Annotated in this window: 16 protein-coding genes; 6 read left to right on the forward strand and 10 right to left on the reverse strand. The window is 39.8% G+C overall.

The window, feature by feature from the left end:
• Positions 1-17: 17 nt before the first annotated feature.
• Positions 18-1,028, reverse strand: coding sequence for a fimbria/pilus outer membrane usher protein (locus tag CYG50_RS07155; protein WP_311136311.1), 1,011 nt, complete (start codon positions 1,026-1,028; stop codon positions 18-20).
• 56 nt (positions 1,029-1,084) lie between these two features.
• Here CYG50_RS07155 and CYG50_RS07160 point away from each other — a divergent pair.
• Positions 1,085-2,616 (forward strand): IS3 family transposase gene (locus CYG50_RS07160; RefSeq protein WP_374189495.1). Its coding sequence is split into 2 segments (ribosomal slippage): positions 1,085-1,547 and positions 1,547-2,616, totalling 1,533 coding nucleotides; the frame shifts between segments, so codons are not numbered across the junction.
• On the opposite strand, the gene CYG50_RS07165 is transcribed toward CYG50_RS07160, so the two are convergent.
• The 6 genes from CYG50_RS07165 to pth all read right to left on the reverse strand — a co-directional run bounded on the left by CYG50_RS07165 (position 2,613) and on the right by pth (position 8,508).
• Complete coding sequence (locus CYG50_RS07165; RefSeq protein WP_238706829.1) at positions 2,613-4,160, reverse strand: fimbria/pilus outer membrane usher protein; 1,548 nt, start codon at positions 4,158-4,160, stop codon at positions 2,613-2,615. The two genes, CYG50_RS07160 and CYG50_RS07165, sit on opposite strands and share 4 nt — an antisense overlap.
• Before the next feature lie 39 nt (positions 4,161-4,199).
• On the reverse strand, positions 4,200-4,631 hold the full coding sequence (locus CYG50_RS07170) for a fimbrial protein (RefSeq protein WP_229597578.1): 432 nt from the start codon (positions 4,629-4,631) through the stop codon (positions 4,200-4,202).
• A gap of 172 nt (positions 4,632-4,803) precedes the next feature.
• The gene (locus CYG50_RS07175; RefSeq protein ID WP_102140444.1) at positions 4,804-5,337 is read right to left on the reverse strand and encodes a fimbrial protein; all 534 of its coding nucleotides are present in this window, start codon (positions 5,335-5,337) and stop codon (positions 4,804-4,806) included.
• A 105-nt stretch (positions 5,338-5,442) separates the two neighbouring features.
• Positions 5,443-5,781, reverse strand: a complete 339-nt coding sequence (locus CYG50_RS07180; RefSeq protein ID WP_102140445.1) for a helix-turn-helix domain-containing protein — start codon at positions 5,779-5,781, stop codon at positions 5,443-5,445.
• A 942-nt stretch (positions 5,782-6,723) separates the two neighbouring features.
• Positions 6,724-7,815, reverse strand: coding sequence for a redox-regulated ATPase YchF (ychF, locus tag CYG50_RS07185; RefSeq protein ID WP_102140446.1), 1,092 nt, complete (start codon positions 7,813-7,815; stop codon positions 6,724-6,726).
• A gap of 102 nt (positions 7,816-7,917) precedes the next feature.
• Positions 7,918-8,508 (reverse strand): aminoacyl-tRNA hydrolase, encoded by a 591-nt coding sequence (gene pth, locus CYG50_RS07190; protein ID WP_102140447.1) that lies wholly within the window; start codon positions 8,506-8,508, stop codon positions 7,918-7,920.
• A 299-nt stretch (positions 8,509-8,807) separates the two neighbouring features.
• On the opposite strand from pth, the gene ychH reads away from it, so the two are divergent.
• On the forward strand, positions 8,808-9,080 hold the full coding sequence (gene ychH, locus CYG50_RS07195; protein WP_102140448.1) for a stress-induced protein YchH: 273 nt from the start codon (positions 8,808-8,810) through the stop codon (positions 9,078-9,080).
• A 301-nt stretch (positions 9,081-9,381) separates the two neighbouring features.
• On the opposite strand, the gene prs is transcribed toward ychH, so the two are convergent.
• Genes prs through lolB form a run of 3 tightly spaced genes read right to left on the reverse strand, consistent with a single transcriptional unit; the run spans position 9,382 to position 11,914 of the window.
• The gene (gene prs, locus CYG50_RS07200) at positions 9,382-10,329 is read right to left on the reverse strand and encodes a ribose-phosphate diphosphokinase (protein WP_004910604.1); all 948 of its coding nucleotides are present in this window, start codon (positions 10,327-10,329) and stop codon (positions 9,382-9,384) included.
• 56 nt (positions 10,330-10,385) lie between these two features.
• A complete protein-coding gene (gene ispE / locus CYG50_RS07205) occupies positions 10,386-11,261 on the reverse strand; it encodes a 4-(cytidine 5'-diphospho)-2-C-methyl-D-erythritol kinase (RefSeq protein WP_102140467.1) in 876 nt (291 codons plus the stop codon).
• Positions 11,258-11,914, reverse strand: a complete 657-nt coding sequence (gene lolB, locus CYG50_RS07210) for a lipoprotein insertase outer membrane protein LolB (protein ID WP_102140449.1) — start codon at positions 11,912-11,914, stop codon at positions 11,258-11,260. The genes ispE and lolB overlap by 4 nt, the downstream gene beginning before the upstream one ends.
• Before the next feature lie 663 nt (positions 11,915-12,577).
• On the opposite strand from lolB, the gene hemA reads away from it, so the two are divergent.
• Genes hemA through sirB1 form a run of 4 tightly spaced genes read left to right on the forward strand, consistent with a single transcriptional unit; the run spans position 12,578 to position 16,619 of the window.
• Positions 12,578-13,840, forward strand: coding sequence for a glutamyl-tRNA reductase (hemA, locus tag CYG50_RS07215; protein WP_102140450.1), 1,263 nt, complete (start codon positions 12,578-12,580; stop codon positions 13,838-13,840).
• 31 nt (positions 13,841-13,871) lie between these two features.
• Entirely contained in the window at positions 13,872-14,954 is a 1,083-nt protein-coding gene (gene prfA, locus CYG50_RS07220) for a peptide chain release factor 1 (RefSeq protein ID WP_004264135.1), read from the forward strand.
• Positions 14,954-15,787, forward strand: coding sequence for a peptide chain release factor N(5)-glutamine methyltransferase (prmC, locus tag CYG50_RS07225; RefSeq protein ID WP_102140451.1), 834 nt, complete (start codon positions 14,954-14,956; stop codon positions 15,785-15,787). Before prfA ends, prmC begins: the two co-directional genes overlap by 1 nt.
• 22 nt (positions 15,788-15,809) lie before the next feature.
• On the forward strand, positions 15,810-16,619 hold the full coding sequence (gene sirB1, locus CYG50_RS07230; protein WP_102140468.1) for an invasion regulator SirB1: 810 nt from the start codon (positions 15,810-15,812) through the stop codon (positions 16,617-16,619).
• Positions 16,620-16,631 lie beyond the last annotated feature (12 nt).

The raw sequence follows: 16,631 nt of genomic DNA on the forward strand, positions 1-16,631 counted from the left end.
TATTTGTTTTTTACTACCTAGTTACAAGGAAGTAATAAATTGTCTTGAACTTCTCGATTCATTAATTCAGAAGGAAAAGTTATTTCACATGACATATTTTTACCCCATGTTATATTCATTGTTTCTGAAGGATGAACACCACTAATATAAGTGTTACCTAAATCGCCTACAATCCCGACATTTTGCTTTTTATGGTTTGTTACTTGGGCCCCTAATGGTGGATGAGCACCATCAGTAAGTACGATAACAGCCATAACTTTTTGACCTGAAATAACTGAAAATGAGCGATATCCAATGGCACCTTCAGTCAATGTTGCTTGAATAACGGATTGTTGGGCGTCAATGTCATCAGGCAGTTTATTTAAATCAATCTGTGCTTTATTTCGATAGTAACTACTGACATCTGAAATAACTGCTTTCCCAAATCGGTTTGATTCAACAGGAACGCCAATACCGCGAATTGTAATATTTGAAACATTATCAGTATCAACTAATATACGAGCTCCACCAAGATTATTTATTCTATGGGCAACAATACCTTTTCCTGTCAAAGTCAAACCACCAGAAGTGGAAAGACCAAAAGCACTATATTGGTTATTTACATGATTCGCATTTGCTGACCAGCGAGCGCTATCTCCTTGATGTGAAATAAAAGCACTTGCAGTTCCTCCTTTTCGATTTGCGCCCGCACTGACTTGATAATTTGTTCTATCATCCAATCTGTCATAATAAGAAACACGATTGGTCGTATCATAGCGGCTTGTATTCATCGAATAACCGACATTCGCCCCGTTACTTAGTGGGAAAGATAGTGATACATAAGCGCTATCATCTGTCACACCGTTATAAAAACTGCGATTTGCAGATAAACTAATACTCATGTTTTTTATTGGGCCAATATCCATATATTTGGACAGCATTAAACTGTAATAGTCATTATCTTTTTTGTCCCAATACGTCTGATGGTTATAATTTAAATATAATGATAATCCTATATCCTGGAAGTTTTTATCCCCCTGTGTCAGGATAGTTGTCGCCTCAGTTTTTCATAAAAATATAACAGGGAGCGGTAAGTTAGATATTAGTGAAGCATTATCCTGAAGATCATAAGAAAGCCATCATTAGAAAGCTGGTTGAAAGTGGCTTATCATTACGCCAATTCGCAAAGCTAGAAAGTATCAACTTATCTACTTTGTATTCATGGCGAGATAAGTATTTAAAAGCAGGTTCTAGTTTGGCTGATAGCAATAGTTCAGATGGTTGGTCACCAGAGCAAAAGTTCTCAATTGTTTTAGAAACAGCAGCATTGAGCGAAATTGAGTTAAGTGAGTATTGCCGTGAAAAAGGGCTTTACCCTGAGCAAGTTAAAGAATGGAAGCGAAGCTGCATTGCAGGCAATCAAACTAAAGCCCAGCAACGTAAGCAATTAACCCAAGAGCGAAAGGATGATCGTAAGCGGATTAAAGAGTTAGAAAGAGAGTTAAAGCGCAAAGATGCTGCGCTTGCTGAAACGGCAGCGTTGTTGGTGCTCAGAAAAAAGTTAAATGCCTACTGGGGGGAAGACGAGGACAATTAACCTCACTCACAGATAGGCAGCATTACGCATCTCTGATTGATGAAGCAGTCGGCTCAGGTGCTAGAAAAGAGAAAGCCTGTGAAGAAGTTGGTATGTCTGTACGCACATTACAACGCTGGCAGGAAAGCGGTGAAATCAGTGGTGACAAAAGACCTACAGCTGATAGGCCAGAACCGAGTAACAAGCTCACTGAGGAAGAGCAGCAAGCGATATTAGCTACCTGTAACCAAGAAGAATACGCCAATTTAGGGCCAAGTCAGATAGTGCCAATGCTGGCAGATAACGGGCAATATCTCGCGTCTGAATCGAGCTTTTATCGTGTGTTGAAAGCCAATGACCAGCTAGCCCATCGAGGTAAAGCAAAACCTAAAGGTAGCCGAGCTAAACCTAAGGGGTACACAGCGACAGCGCCAAACCAAGTGTGGACTTGGGATATTAGTTACTGCCCGTCAACGGTCATTGGTCGGTTCTTCTACCTCTACATGATAATCGACATCTTCAGCCGTAAGGTTGTCGGGTGGGAAGTTCATGACAGTGAATCAGGTGAACATGCTGCCCAATTGCTTGAGCGCACGCTCTGGTCTGAGAAATGCGTTAAAAAAGACGTGGTATTGCATTCAGATAACGGTAGCCCGATGAAATGTTTGACGATGCAAGCCAAAATGCTTGATATGGGTGTCATTGGCTCTCGTAGCCGCCCCGGTGTCAGCAATGATAATCCGTACTCAGAATCATTGTTCCGCACGGTCAAATACAGTCACCGCTGGCCAAGCGAAGGCTTTAAAAGCCTTGAAGATGCAAGAGCTTGGATGAAAGGCTTCGCTCAATGGTACAACACTGAGCACAGGCATAGTCGCATCAAATTCGTGACACCAGCGCAACGCCATAATGGTGAAGATAAAGCGATATTGGCAAGACGCCATGAGCTATATACCAAAGCGCAAAAAAAGAACCCTAACCGCTGGTCAAAGGGTATTAGAAACTGGGAGGAAATCGGTGATGTGAAATTAAACCCAGAGAACAAAAAAGAAGCTGCTTAACAGCTCAGGCGACAACTACCTTGAAAAACGCCGTTATTGACTGATATGGTGTATAGCTCTTTACTCCCATAATTACGTAATCCTGTTTTTTGGGTATTTAAGAATTCACTCATACTCATATAACTTCGTTCTGAAAAACGATAACCAGCGAACTGTATTTGGCTATCGAATTCTTCAAATCGTTTAGAATAGTTTATTCGGTATGAGCTCCCACTTAATGTTCCTTCACCGGGTAAACGGGCAATAGACTGAGTAATATCAAATGAAAGAGCACCGAATGCGAGCAAATCTCGCCCAAATCCCATTGATAACGCATTATAATTTTGGCTATTTAAACTACCGCCAATTAAAGACCAACCATTGCTTATACCCCAAGAAAATTCACCTGTAATGAAATTTTCCCCTTCACTTTGGCGATCAATATTCGTTGGCTGACCTAGTGCAAATTTATATTGAACTTGTCCAGGTCTTGTTAGATATGGCAAGTTTGCAGTATCAACTTGAAATTCTTGAATAGAACCATCTTGCTCTTTTATGGCAACATTTAGCGTTCCGGTTATGGCGTCACTTAAATTTTGGATACGAAAAGGGCCTGGCGCAACTTGAGTTTCATATAATATCCGTCCTTGCTGCATGACTGTCACTGTAGCATTACTTTGTGCTATTCCTGTTATTTCAGGGGCATATCCACGTAAGTTTGGTGGCATCATGCTTAATTCAGATTGTAAACTGGCACCGATAAATCTAAAACCATCAAAAATATTTGAGGACAAATAGTCTTCACCCAGTACGAGTTTAGCCTTTAATTCAGATAGAGCTCGGTAGGCATAAAAACGATCCCATGTGAAATCAGATTGATCACGTCCTTGGCTTCCTGTTGTATGGTTATAACGACTTTGCCAATCCGCTCGAAACCGCCAAGCACCTAAATTGATACCAGCGACGCCATTACTATTCACTGAAGATGAATTCGCTCCTCCGTTATAGGAATTGGTGGAATTAGCATTTACATTATAATCAATAAGCAAGGCTGATATTCCATTGTCCCAGCGAGAAGGGGGATCCCAGTTTTCTGATGTGTATTCTAGGTATGCTTGAGGAATACTGACATATAAAGATGACGTAGCTAAATCACCGCGCAGTAGTAATCCTGGCAAGCTATCCTCACTAAGGCATTGCCCTTCATGCCACCATGTTAATTTTTTTTGCGACTCTGAAGTAAGCCCTAGCAGCTTAACTATTTCAGGAGATAAACAAGGCTGGCTATCTTCAGGATCATGCTCACCAGAATAATAGGGGATGTTAATATCAGATATTTGTTCATTATTAATTTTTAAAGTGAAATTATAAACCCCGGGCATAATATAACCGGCGCGAGAGAATTGGTTTAAATCAATGTTATTTTTGTCTTCTAAATCTAAAACATCAGTATTGAATTCAATATAATTATTCGCATTGGTCGTTAAAGTCACACAACTGACTGTTAACCCAATAAGAATACTTAACAATTTTAATTTTGGTGTGTAAATAGGTAACGAAGACATAAAAATATTCCTAAAATATAGCAATAATTTATTTATTATTTAGTAATAATCCAGTTTAAAACGGATTGATGTCTGATACTGTCCAGCACGTAACGGTGTGTCATTTGAAACAACTTTTAACTGATAATTCAAAATATATTTCCCGGGTTTTATACTTTTCGGTAATGTTTTTTTTCCTGGGTAAATATATTCTCCATTCGATTCAGTTAATAATAATGCTATCCCTTGTGCAGAACCCGATACCGAAAAAAAATCCCCATTAACAGGCCCATCAAATGAAACTTCAAATGTTTTCCAAAGTTCGCCTGTATAAGATGTTAGCCTGCAACCAATTAATGTAATAAAAAAATCCTGTGCCTGTCCTTGCCCTTCTTGCTGTATTAATGACAGTGGTAATATCCCCATATCAATGGATTGTTCATAAGAACCGGTATCAATACTACACGCTGTATCCATAATGCTACCTTGCATTATCAAATCCATTGAACTCTTTTCAAAAGCACATTTAAAAAAGGGTAATAGTAAGAAAAAACACAATGACAAAATAGTTTCTTTTTTCTTTGTTATCATATTATAACCATTAAAATATACACCACGAGATTTATTAATCTCGTGGTGAGATAGCATTTTATAAAAAAATTATTTAATTATATGCTAATGTAAAGTTAGTAACTGCTTGGAATTTTCCTGGTGTTACTGGAATAACTTTGCTTTGTGCATCAACTAGCTGAAGTCCAATTAATGATGCTTGGAATTTTAATGTATTATTTCCTTCAACATAATTTTGTTTTGCGCTAGAGTTAACTTTAATTTGAGTACCTGATGAGTTCATGATCTTCACTGCGGCACCAGTAGCATCACCTGTAATCTGTAAATAGCCTGTATTTTTCCCTGCTTCAGTTCCTTTGAAAGTGACAGCAACTTGATTATCACCTTTCAGGTTACAGCCTTCTAATTTAATCTGGAACGGCTGCGCTGATGATTCACCACCATTATCTAAAGTTACATTAGATACTTGGCCTAATGGAACCTCTTGATTCTCTTCACCGGGAGCAATAGAGCATGGTGCGTCAATAATAGAACCAGAAAATGTTACCGTACCACTCCCTGCATCAACAGCTAAAGCAGATGCACTCATTAAACCAGAAATCATAGTTGCTAAAATAATTTTTTTCATTTTTTCCTCAAACGATAAGTATAGGTATACATATAAATATTTATATGCATCTTTTAAATAAAATATATTTAAATAAATATATTTAAATAAATATATTTAAATGGATTAATAAAAATAAATTGTATCAGAGGCTGATATCTTATTTCTTAAAGAAATTACATCATCCGAAGGGGATTTTTGAACTTCTGCAATAATAAGCTTAATAACTCTTTCAAATGGACATTCGAGTGCTACGCTTAAATTAAATAACATATCAATACTAATTTTATTTATTCCACGTTCATAACGTGACATTTGTTGCTGTGAAACATTCACTTTCTTGGCTAGGTCACAAGCTGTAATACCATTCTCTTTGCGTATTTTTCTTATAACTAATCCACAGTAAATAGAAAATAGATTATCTTGTGTTTCATATTTGGATATGACTCTATTAACTTTACTCATAATTAATAACAAGGTCTCAGTTTAATAATTCAATAATTTATTTTACTCTTATGTATTCCCCTTAAGTGCTTACAATTATAATGAGTAGATTTTTTTAAATCAAACCACTAAAAAGAATCAAGTCTAATTAACAGCTTATATTTACATTTTTTACAATTCAGTTGTTTTACTTATCTAACAATAAGTTATAAACATTCAAAGTTTTTAACAATTTTTTTAAAATCAAATTTAGAAGTTAGCTTGTTAGTTTATTAGGCTTGGTTTGACATGAAAAAAGTATTTTTATCTGAAATTAACAAATTTTAATAAATTCTCTTAAATTGTAACAGAATAACTTGATTTCAATCAAAAACACACACATAAGGAGTGATCATGCAATTTGAAAAATGAAAGACTTTATAAAAAAATCAATAAAATCAAATGATTAATCAATACTCTCATTTGGAGTAAAAATCTACAAAAAAATACAATTAAATCATTATAGTAGCTAGCAGAGATGGTGTGTAATTTCTTTTCATTACATCAATAGCCTTACTTATCTAAATATTTATACCTCCATAGCCGAGACACTATAGGGTTCTATCTGCTCAAATTTTTTGTTATGGGCTCTTCTCGCTTACTTCATATCTAGTTAGAGAGTTACTGCAGAGTAGTAAACAAGTACGGATATGTGTCGTTTTTTACCATAATGCTTTATTTTAAGATATGACTTAGGGCGGTCACTAGTCTGATATTTTTTAACTTGGTTTTGTTAGCCTGTAAATTCAAATTGTTATGAAAGTAAGCTAGATTCTATTTATTTAGAAAGAGAAGGAGAACCAATAGTGAGTTTTTATGATATAACAGGAGAGAAAACAGCATAGTATTATATTTATAAATTAAATATTATGCTGTTTTTTGATTAATGATATTTTTTAGTTGGGTGTAAATCTAAAATATAGGCTACACATTAAACAAGAAGTTGAGTACATCGCCGTCTTTAACGATATAATCTTTACCTTCAGCGCGCATTTTGCCTGCTTCTTTTGCGCCTTGCTCACCACGGTATTGGATAAAATCATCAAATGCGATAGTTTGCGCGCGAATGAAGCCTTTTTCGAAGTCTGTGTGGATCTTACCTGCAGCTTGTGGAGCCGTAGCGCCAACAGGGATAGTCCATGCACGAACTTCTTTAACGCCTGCAGTAAAGTAAGTTTGTAAGTTTAATAGCTCATATCCAGCACGAATAACACGGTTCAGTCCCGGTTCCTCGATGCCTAAATCTGCCATAAACTCATCACGCTCTTCATCTTCAAGCTCTGCGATGTCAGACTCGATTGCTGCACAAACGGGCACGACGACAGAACCTTCAGCTGCAGCAATTTTATAAACCACATCTAAGAATGGGTTATTTTCAAAGCCATCTTCATTAACGTTAGCAATGTACATTGTTGGCTTTAATGTTAAGAAGCTCAAGTAGCGGATCGCTGCTTTATCTTCACTAGATAAATCTAATGTGCGTAACATGCCCGCTTGCTCTAAGTGCGGCAGGCATTTTTCTAATGCTTCTAATTCCGCTTTTGCGTCTTTGTCGCCGCCTTTTGCACGTTTTTGGACGCGATGGATAGCGCGCTCACAGGTATCAAGGTCTGCGAGTGCTAATTCCGTATTAATCACTTCAATATCTTCGGCAGGGTCAACTTGGCCTGCAACGTGAATGATATTGTCGTTTTCAAAACAACGAACGACATGGCCAATGGCTTCGGTTTCACGGATATTCGTTAAAAATTGGTTACCTAGGCCTTCACCTTTGGATGCACCTTTCACTAAGCCCGCAATATCCACGAACTCCATAGTCGTTGGTAAAATACGCTGTGGCTTCACAATCTCAGCTAATTGATCAAGACGTGGGTCTGGCATTGGCACAACACCCGTGTTTGGTTCAATCGTACAGAAAGGGAAGTTGGCTGCTTCGATGCCGGCTTTGGTCAATGCATTAAATAGGGTGGATTTACCCACGTTAGGCAGACCAACGATACCGCATTTAAAACCCATATGTTTCTCACCTTAATAGCAAGGGGCAGCCACGCGCTGCACCCAATGTTTAGAAATTGGCGCTGATTATACACAAAAAGTTGATTCGGATGAAATGAACTCTTATGTGGTTGCTTTAAAACCATGCAGACGGTTGATGGCTTTGTCCATACCATCTGCTAGAAGAATATCTGTACACCTAGCCGCTTCATCAATTGCATCATCAATTAATTTTTGTTCAGATAAAGGCGGTTTACCCAAAACAAAACCAACGACTTTATTTTTATCACCCGGATGGCCAATACCAATGCGTAAACGATAAAAATTTGGGTTATTGGCGAATTTACTTTGAATATCTTTCAGCCCATTATGGCCGCCATTACTGCCACCTAACTTCATTTTAGCCACACCAGGTGGTAAATCGAGCTCATCATGGGCGACTAAAATTTCATCGAGATTGATGCGATAAAAATTGGCTATAGCGGCAACAGATTTACCACTTAAGTTCATAAATGTGGTTGGAACTAGCAGGCGAATATCGTTACCGTTCATATTAATGCGAGCGGTATAACCAAAAAATTTAGCTTCTTCTTTCAATGGCTGGTTATGGCGCTCAGCCAGTAAATCAACATACCATGCACCTGCATTATGGCGCGTTTGTGCATATTCAGCACCCGGATTGGCAAGTCCAACAATTAACTTAATTTTGCTCACGGTGGTGATTTCACTATCAGTTATGAAAATAATGCCCTAGTTTACCTTGTGAGATGCAGGATGTACAAAATTGTGATAGATAAAGTCACTGGGATTATAATTGCCAGATAAACTATTCGGGTTTACTGATTTTTTGATAAAAAGCACTTTTTGTACAGATATTCTTGCTAACTTCCTTCCTTGTGATGTCTATCGCAAAAAATTTTACTTAATGCACTATAATCATTACATAAATATAAAGTATGACCGAATTTATTTACACATGCTTGCTTATCAGTTTACTGGTACTGGAGGTATATATGAAACGGAAAAGCGCTCATCTTCTTGGTAATGTCTTCATGGGAATCGGAATGGTGTTGATGATCGGGAGTATCGGTGTCAACTTATTCTCTCATATCGTTAACTTAGGCCTTTCAGAACTTATCACTAATGGTTCCTTATTCGGTATTTTTATCGGTGCGATGGTATGGTTAGTCGGTGCTAGGATCGGCGGCCGTGAAAAAGTTGCAGACCGTTACTGGCAGTTAAAACAACATTATCATTCACGTAGAGATAATCACCGTTATCCATAAATAGCCTAAAGCAATTAATTGCTGATAATGGTGAACGAGTCTGATAATTAGGCATTAAGAGGAGTAAAATTCATGAGAATTTTGCTCTTCTGTCGTGAATATTGTGAGTTATTTTAAATGGTTATTTTTATGCCATGATATGCTGAAAATTATCAATTGGCTGGCTATAAAGTATAAAAATAGGTATTTACGGGGGGTACCCTCTACAATCATAAAGCCCCTGCAAATGACATTGCAGGGGCTTATATTTTTATTGCGACTTTTTCATCACGGTTGAACGCTAAAACCCAATACTAGGGAATTAGTGCTCAAACATTGCTGAAATTGACTCTTCGTTGCTGATACGACGGATAGCTTCAGCTAACATACCTGAAAGCGTTAAGGTACGAACATTGCTCAGCGCCTTAATTTCAGGAGAAAGAGGGATAGTGTCACAAACAATGACTTCATCAATGACTGAATTTTTGATGTTGTCTACAGCATTACCTGAGAAAATCGGGTGTGTTGCGTATGCAAATACACGTTTAGCACCACGTTCTTTCAGTGCTTCAGCTGCTTTACACAGAGTACCACCGGTATCAATCATATCGTCCACTAAGATGCAATCACGACCTGAAACATCGCCAATGATATGCATAACTTGAGAAACGTTCGCACGTGGGCGGCGTTTGTCAATAATGGCCATATCAGTGTCATTCAGGAGTTTTGCGATAGCTCTAGCACGTACCACGCCGCCGATGTCTGGAGATACAACGATTGGGTTTTCCAAATTCTTCTGTAACATATCTTCCAGAAGAATAGGGCTACCAAATACATTATCCACAGGAACATCAAAGAAGCCCTGGATCTGCTCTGCGTGTAAATCGACTGTGAGTACACGGTCTACACCTACACTTGACAGAAAATCGGCAACAACTTTAGCGGTGATTGGTACACGGGCAGAACGTACGCGACGATCCTGTCTTGCATAACCGAAGTAAGGGATAACAGCGGTAATACGACCAGCAGATGCACGGCGTAGCGCATCGACCATAACAACCAGTTCCATCAGGTTATCATTGGTTGGTGCACAAGTTGACTGGATGATAAAAATATCACCACCGCGAACATTTTCATTAATTTGAACACTGACTTCGCCGTCGCTAAAACGACCAACAGCCGCGTCTCCAAGATTAGTGTAAAGGCGGTTAGCAACACGTTGTGCTAGTTCCGGTGTAGCGTTACCAGCAAAAAGCTTCATATCGGGCACGAGAAAAACCTCAGGCTTGCGTCCAGAGAGATATTGTTGACCAATAGCGACAAGGCTTATTGGTGCAATACACGGGTTATCCCAGCGCGGAACTTGTGCAGTGGGGAAACGTTAACGCCTTGAGCGACGAACCCTTGCACCCACGATGGGGCTTTATTTAACACCTGCAGGGCATCCGCTTGTGTTTCAAATTCAGAAAAAACACATGCGCCTGTTCCTGTAAGGCGAGACGGAGCATATTCTAACAGCCAAGAAACAAGCTGTTCAACCTCACGAAAACGTTTTCTTGCGATTGGTTCGCAGTCATTTGCGTACGGAGCCAGTAATAATGCGGCTAGGGAGCGTTTTGGAGAATTTCGATTTAATTGTGGATCTGTGAAGATCATCGGGGTTGATATTTCAATTCCGGGATGAGCGACCAGATACCATTTCTCTTTAGGGGAAGCTTTGGTTAAAATATCACCAACCCCTTCAGCGAAAGCGGCATGCCCACGAACAAACACAGGGACATCTGCACCTAATGATGCGCCTAATTCTGCAAGGACTTCATCAGAAACCTGTGTGTTCCAATGTTCGTTAAGCGCAATTAAGGTGGTTGCTGCGTTTGATGAGCCCCCGCCAATACCACCGCCCATGGGTAATATTTTATGGATACGGATATCAGCACCTAATGGGCCACTGTGATGTAAGGTCTCGCGGCAATAGGACTGTAATAATTTAGCAGCCCGTAAAATTAGGTTTTTCTCGGGGGGAACCCCTTGCATTTCAGTCAATAAATTCAGTTGGTCGTCATCACGTGTTGTCATGGTGATTTCATCGCCATAATCAACAAATTGAAATAGAGTTTGTAACTCATGGTAGCCATCAGGGCGTTGACCTGTGATGTACAAAAAAAGATTTAATTTTGCCGGAGAAGGCCATGTTAACGTCATTTCTTCAGTGTCCAACTATCCATTTTTAATTTAATAAGCCTGTCCCCTTGGCGTAACTCGAGGTAGTTCGGCAGCATAGGTGCCGTTTTGCTGTCATAGGAAATATAGTTGAGTTGCCATGTTTCACCATTACTTTCAAATGTGACACTTTTTAGCAGATGATTTTCATCTAAGGTGAAGTCAGTTGCACGCCCAGGTGAGCCAGTTAACCAAGCAGTTAGGTCATCAATTGGAATTTCCATACCAGTGAGCTGATAAATAAGTTCACTTGGTACGTCACTCATATGGGTTTGGCCATCTTTAGTGGTTAGTCGAGCTAAATCAGGTTCAACGGTCAGTTCAAGTTCGCGGGAGCCTAACGGATTAGTTAACAATAAACGGTATTTTTCTGGCGTATATTGTTGCCAGAAAAACTTAGCGTACGTTTTTGTCTCCCCTCCGTTATAGGCAAAGGAGCCACGGGTTTGGTAGTCACGTAACTGATTTAATTCTTGTTGATGTGCTTTCCACTTAGCATCGGATGCAGAGCCAGTTCCTTTAGTGGTTGTTTGTGACGTTGTCACGCAAGCGGTTAGCAAGACGCATGAAAGTGGCAATAGGCGAAAAAAGTGCTTATTTATGTGCATAAAGGATAAAGCTTGAGTTAATTGCATATCAAATCTCAAAGTTGTATTGGGCGCTGATAGCAGTCTCTATTGAGTTACTTGCATTTAAAGAGGTTTAGTTTAGCGCGTTAAGGCTATCTGAGCCATCTATTACACTCGATCTATTGTACTCGATGATATACCTAGCCAATAAAAATCTGTAAGTGATTTACAGTTTGTATACAAATAACCTGTTTGTATACAAATGACATGGTGTATTGATGGGGGGAATGGTTTCCTAAAGATCCCTAAAGATGGTGTTAGGCCAATCTGATTTTGGCTAATGGGGGGTAACGTTATCAGGGGAAACCTCATTAGTCACCATTTGCTTTCTGTGCGAAATAATTGCATCCTCTATGCATCTTATTGCAGTTAATTTATCATTGTAAATAATGATATGGCTGATAATCAGTTTCATATAGCATAAATAAACGATAAAATTACGATCAGCTGGATTGGTAAAATAACTATTACGTCTGTTTTTTCGGTTTATTTTTTGGCGTGGGTCATCTTTCTGAAGGATAGGCTTATGCAAACCGTAGAAAGAGAGACGCGGATCATCTACAATAGAACAATATAAATAACAGTATTGCTAAATTGGTGGGGAATACCCATCGAGCATTACTGAAAATAATTAGCACTGTAAGCAATGTGAGTAAGTCGTAAAGCACAATGACCTTATTAGCCTTAGGCATCAACCATAAAACAGCACCAGTAGCCCTGCGTGAGCGGGTGACATTTGGTCCTGAAAAAATTGACCATGCACTTGAAGAACTCCTCAAACAGCCTCAAGTGAATGGTGGCGTTGTGCTGTCTACCTGTAATAGAACTGAGCTTTATTTGAGCCTTGAATCACAAGAGCGGGCTCAAGAACAACTAGTAAAATGGTTGTGTGATTTTCATGGTATAACCCAAAAAGATTTACAGCCAAGTTTATATTGGCACCAAGACGACCGGGCTGTTAGTCACCTAATGCGTGTGGCGAGTGGTTTGGATTCCTTAGTTTTGGGTGAACCACAAATATTAGGGCAAGTAAAAAAGGCATTTGCACTTTCACAAGGTAATCATTCGTTATCGAGCGAACTTGAGCGCCTTTTCCAAAAATCGTTTTCTGTTGCAAAGCGTGTGCGTACAGAAACCGATATTGGTGCAAATGCCGTTTCCGTAGCATTTGCGGCTTGTACGCTTGCTCGTCAAATATTTGAATCACTTAAGCATTTAAATATTTTGTTAGTTGGCGCAGGGGAAACTATTGAACTTGTGGCTCGTCATTTGCGTGAACACGGCGTACAAAAAATGATGATAGCGAACCGAACACGTGAACGGGCGGAGTTATTGGCCAATGAGGTTAATGCACAAGTCATTTCGTTATCGGATATTGATAACCGCTTAGCAGAAGCGGATATTGTCATTAGTTCAACGGCGAGTCCTTTACCCATTATAGGGAAAGGGATGGTCGAGCGTGCAATGAAAATACGTCGTAGTAAGCCGATGTTATTAATCGATATTGCCGTTCCCCGAGATATCGAACAAGATGTTGAAAAATTAAGAGATGTTTATCTCTATACTGTGGATGATTTAGAGTCTATCATCGCACAGAACCTTGCTCAGCGAAAAGCCGCAGCCGTTGAAGCTGAATACATTGTTGAGCAAGAAAGTAGCCACTTTATGGATTGGTTGCGCTCACAAGCGGCAGTGTCTACAATTCGCGATTACAGAGAACAAGCTGAGGCCATTCGGGCAAGCATGGCTGAAAAAGCGTTGACGGCTATCCGTCAAGGTACAGATCCTGAGCAAGTGATCATGCAATTATCGCAACAATTAACCAACCGCCTTATTCACGCTCCAACTAAATCTTTGCAGCAAGCTGCAGGAAATGGGGATGTCGAGCGTCTAAATCTACTTAGGGACAGCTTAGGGCTGGACCATCAATAACCACATTTTAATCATAGGTCTTATATAACGAATGAAGCCTTCTATTGTCGCAAAACTAGAAGCATTACAAGAACGCTACGAAGAAATTGAAGCGCACCTTGCTGATGCAGGTGTAATCGCCGATCAAGACCGTTTTCGTGCTTTATCAAAAGAATATGCTCAATTATCTGATGTCGCTAAATGCTTTAGCGCATGGCGCACAGTACAGGATGACATCGAAACAGCTGAAATGTTGTTAGACGATCCTGAAATGAAAGAAATGGCTCAAGAAGAGCTGAAAGAAGCTAAAGCGCGCAATGAAGAGCTTGAACAGCAATTACAATTGTTGCTGTTGCCGAAAGATCCTGATGATGAATATAACTGTTTCGTTGAAATCCGTGCGGGAGCAGGGGGAGACGAAGCGGCAATTTTTGCGGGTGACTTATTCCGTATGTACAGCCGTTATGCGGAAAATAACCGTTGGCGCGTTGAGCTCATGAGCACGAGTGACGGTGAACATGGCGGTTTTAAAGAAGTTATCGCGAAAATTTCCGGTGATAGCGTTTATGGTCGCTTAAAATTTGAGTCAGGCGGGCATCGTGTTCAACGTGTTCCTGAAACTGAATCTCAAGGTCGTATTCATACATCTGCTTGTACTGTGGCTATTTTGCCTGAGCTACCGGAAGCTGAATTACCTGAAATTAGCCCTGCGGACTTACGTATTGATACCTTCCGTTCATCAGGCGCGGGGGGGCAGCACGTTAATACCACCGATTCTGCAATTCGTATTACCCATATTCCGACAGGTATCGTTGTTGAGTGCCAAGATGAGCGTTCTCAGCATAAAAATAAAGCAAAAGCGATGTCTGTATTAGGTGCGCGTATTCGCCAAGCTGAAATGGATAAACGCCAAGCTGCAGAAGCGTCTGAACGCCGTAATTTATTAGGTTCTGGTGACCGTTCTGACCGCATTCGTACCTATAATTTCCCACAAGGCCGAGTGACGGACCACCGTATTAACTTGACGTTATACCGTTTAGATGAAGTGATGGAAGGAAAACTGGATTCACTTATCCAACCTATCATCAATGAATACCAGGCAGACCAACTTTCTGCGTTGTCTGAGCAGGAATAATGCAATATACCGAATGGGTCAAGCAGGCAGCGAATCGGCTGTCTGCAAGTGACAGTGCGAAGCGAGATGCTGAAATTTTACTGGAACATGTCACAGGCCGCAGTCGTACCTATCTTTTTGCATTTGGTGAAACGGAACTCAAAGCCGAAGAATTCCAACAAGCTGAATTACTTTTGCAACGCCGTGAGAAAGGTGAGCCTATCGCCTATATTGTCGGTGAACGTGAGTTCTGGTCCCTTCCTCTTTATGTCTCACCTGCAACATTAATACCTAGGCCAGATACTGAATGTATCGTTGAACAAGCCTTATCTAGGTTAACAGAGCAAAAAAATCACATTTTAGATTTAGGCACTGGGACTGGGGCAATTGCATTAGCCTTGGCGTCTGAGATGCCGCAAAGTCAGCTTATTGGTGTGGATTTTAATCCTGATGCGGTTGCTTTAGCACAACGAAATCAACAGCGCTTAAATATTTCAAATGTCAAATTTATACAAAGTAATTGGTTTGCTTCACTATCAATTCAACAATTTGATATGATTATCAGTAATCCACCTTATATTGATGAAAATGATAAGCACCTCAGTGAAGGTGATGTGCGATTCGAGCCCTTAACCGCTCTAGTGGCTAAGGATGAAGGTTTAGCCGATCTAATTTACATCATTAAAGAGTCTAGAAAATATCTGAAAAATCAAGGGTGGTTACTTCTTGAGCATGGCTGGACACAAGGTCTTGCGGTGCGTGATTTATTTAAAGTACATGGGTACACCAAAATTGAGACCTGTCTTGATTATGGTGGAAGAGAGCGAATTTCACTCGGTCAATGGAATGGTTAAGTGGCATAGCACTGGGAATGTAATGAAAACCATAGCGAATATAGAATTTAATCAACTCCCTTTAAGTGAAGGGATCATGACTGTTTCACAATGTATCCGTCATGATTTCCCGCTGATGAAAGTGCAAGCTCAGTTAGACAGCTTAGTCTCATCAGCCAAGTCTTGTATCGATTTAACCGCTGATAACGAAACCAAAATTCAGCAGTTGACCTCACTTTTTTACCAAGAATGGTCGTTTGGCCCAGCTGAAGGCATTTATCTGTTATCAGATATGCTATGGCTAGACAAAGTACTGTCATCTAAGCAAGGTACGCCAGTGACACTCGGTGCTATCTTTTTGTACGTTGCCGAGCGCCTTGGCATTGCGATTTATCCCGCTATTTTTCCGACTCAATTATTATTTATCACTGAAAGAAATGATGGCAGCCAGTGGGTAATTAACCCTGTAAATGGCGAGTCTTTATCACTACACACATTAAATTTATGGCTCAAAGGAACCGTTGATCCTTTTTCTGAATTTTACCATGACCAATTGGATGTAGCAGAAAACAGCGTTGTCATCCGTAAAATTTTTGACACATTGAAAGCGTCATTAATGGAAGAGAAAAAGATGGAATTAGCGCTGCGAGTTTGTGAAACGCTTCTGACTCTTGACCCTGAAGACCCTTACGAAATTCGGGACCGAGGGTTAATTCTTGCACATTTAGACTGTAATCATGTGGCGTTAAGTGATCTCAATTACTTTATTGAGCACTGTCCAGAAGACCCTGTTTCTGAAATGATTAAAATACAAATTTATTCGTTGGATAATCATCCAATCGTATTACATTAATTAACATACAGG

This window comes from Providencia huaxiensis (assembly GCF_002843235.3).
Classification (GTDB): domain Bacteria; phylum Pseudomonadota; class Gammaproteobacteria; order Enterobacterales; family Enterobacteriaceae; genus Providencia; species Providencia huaxiensis.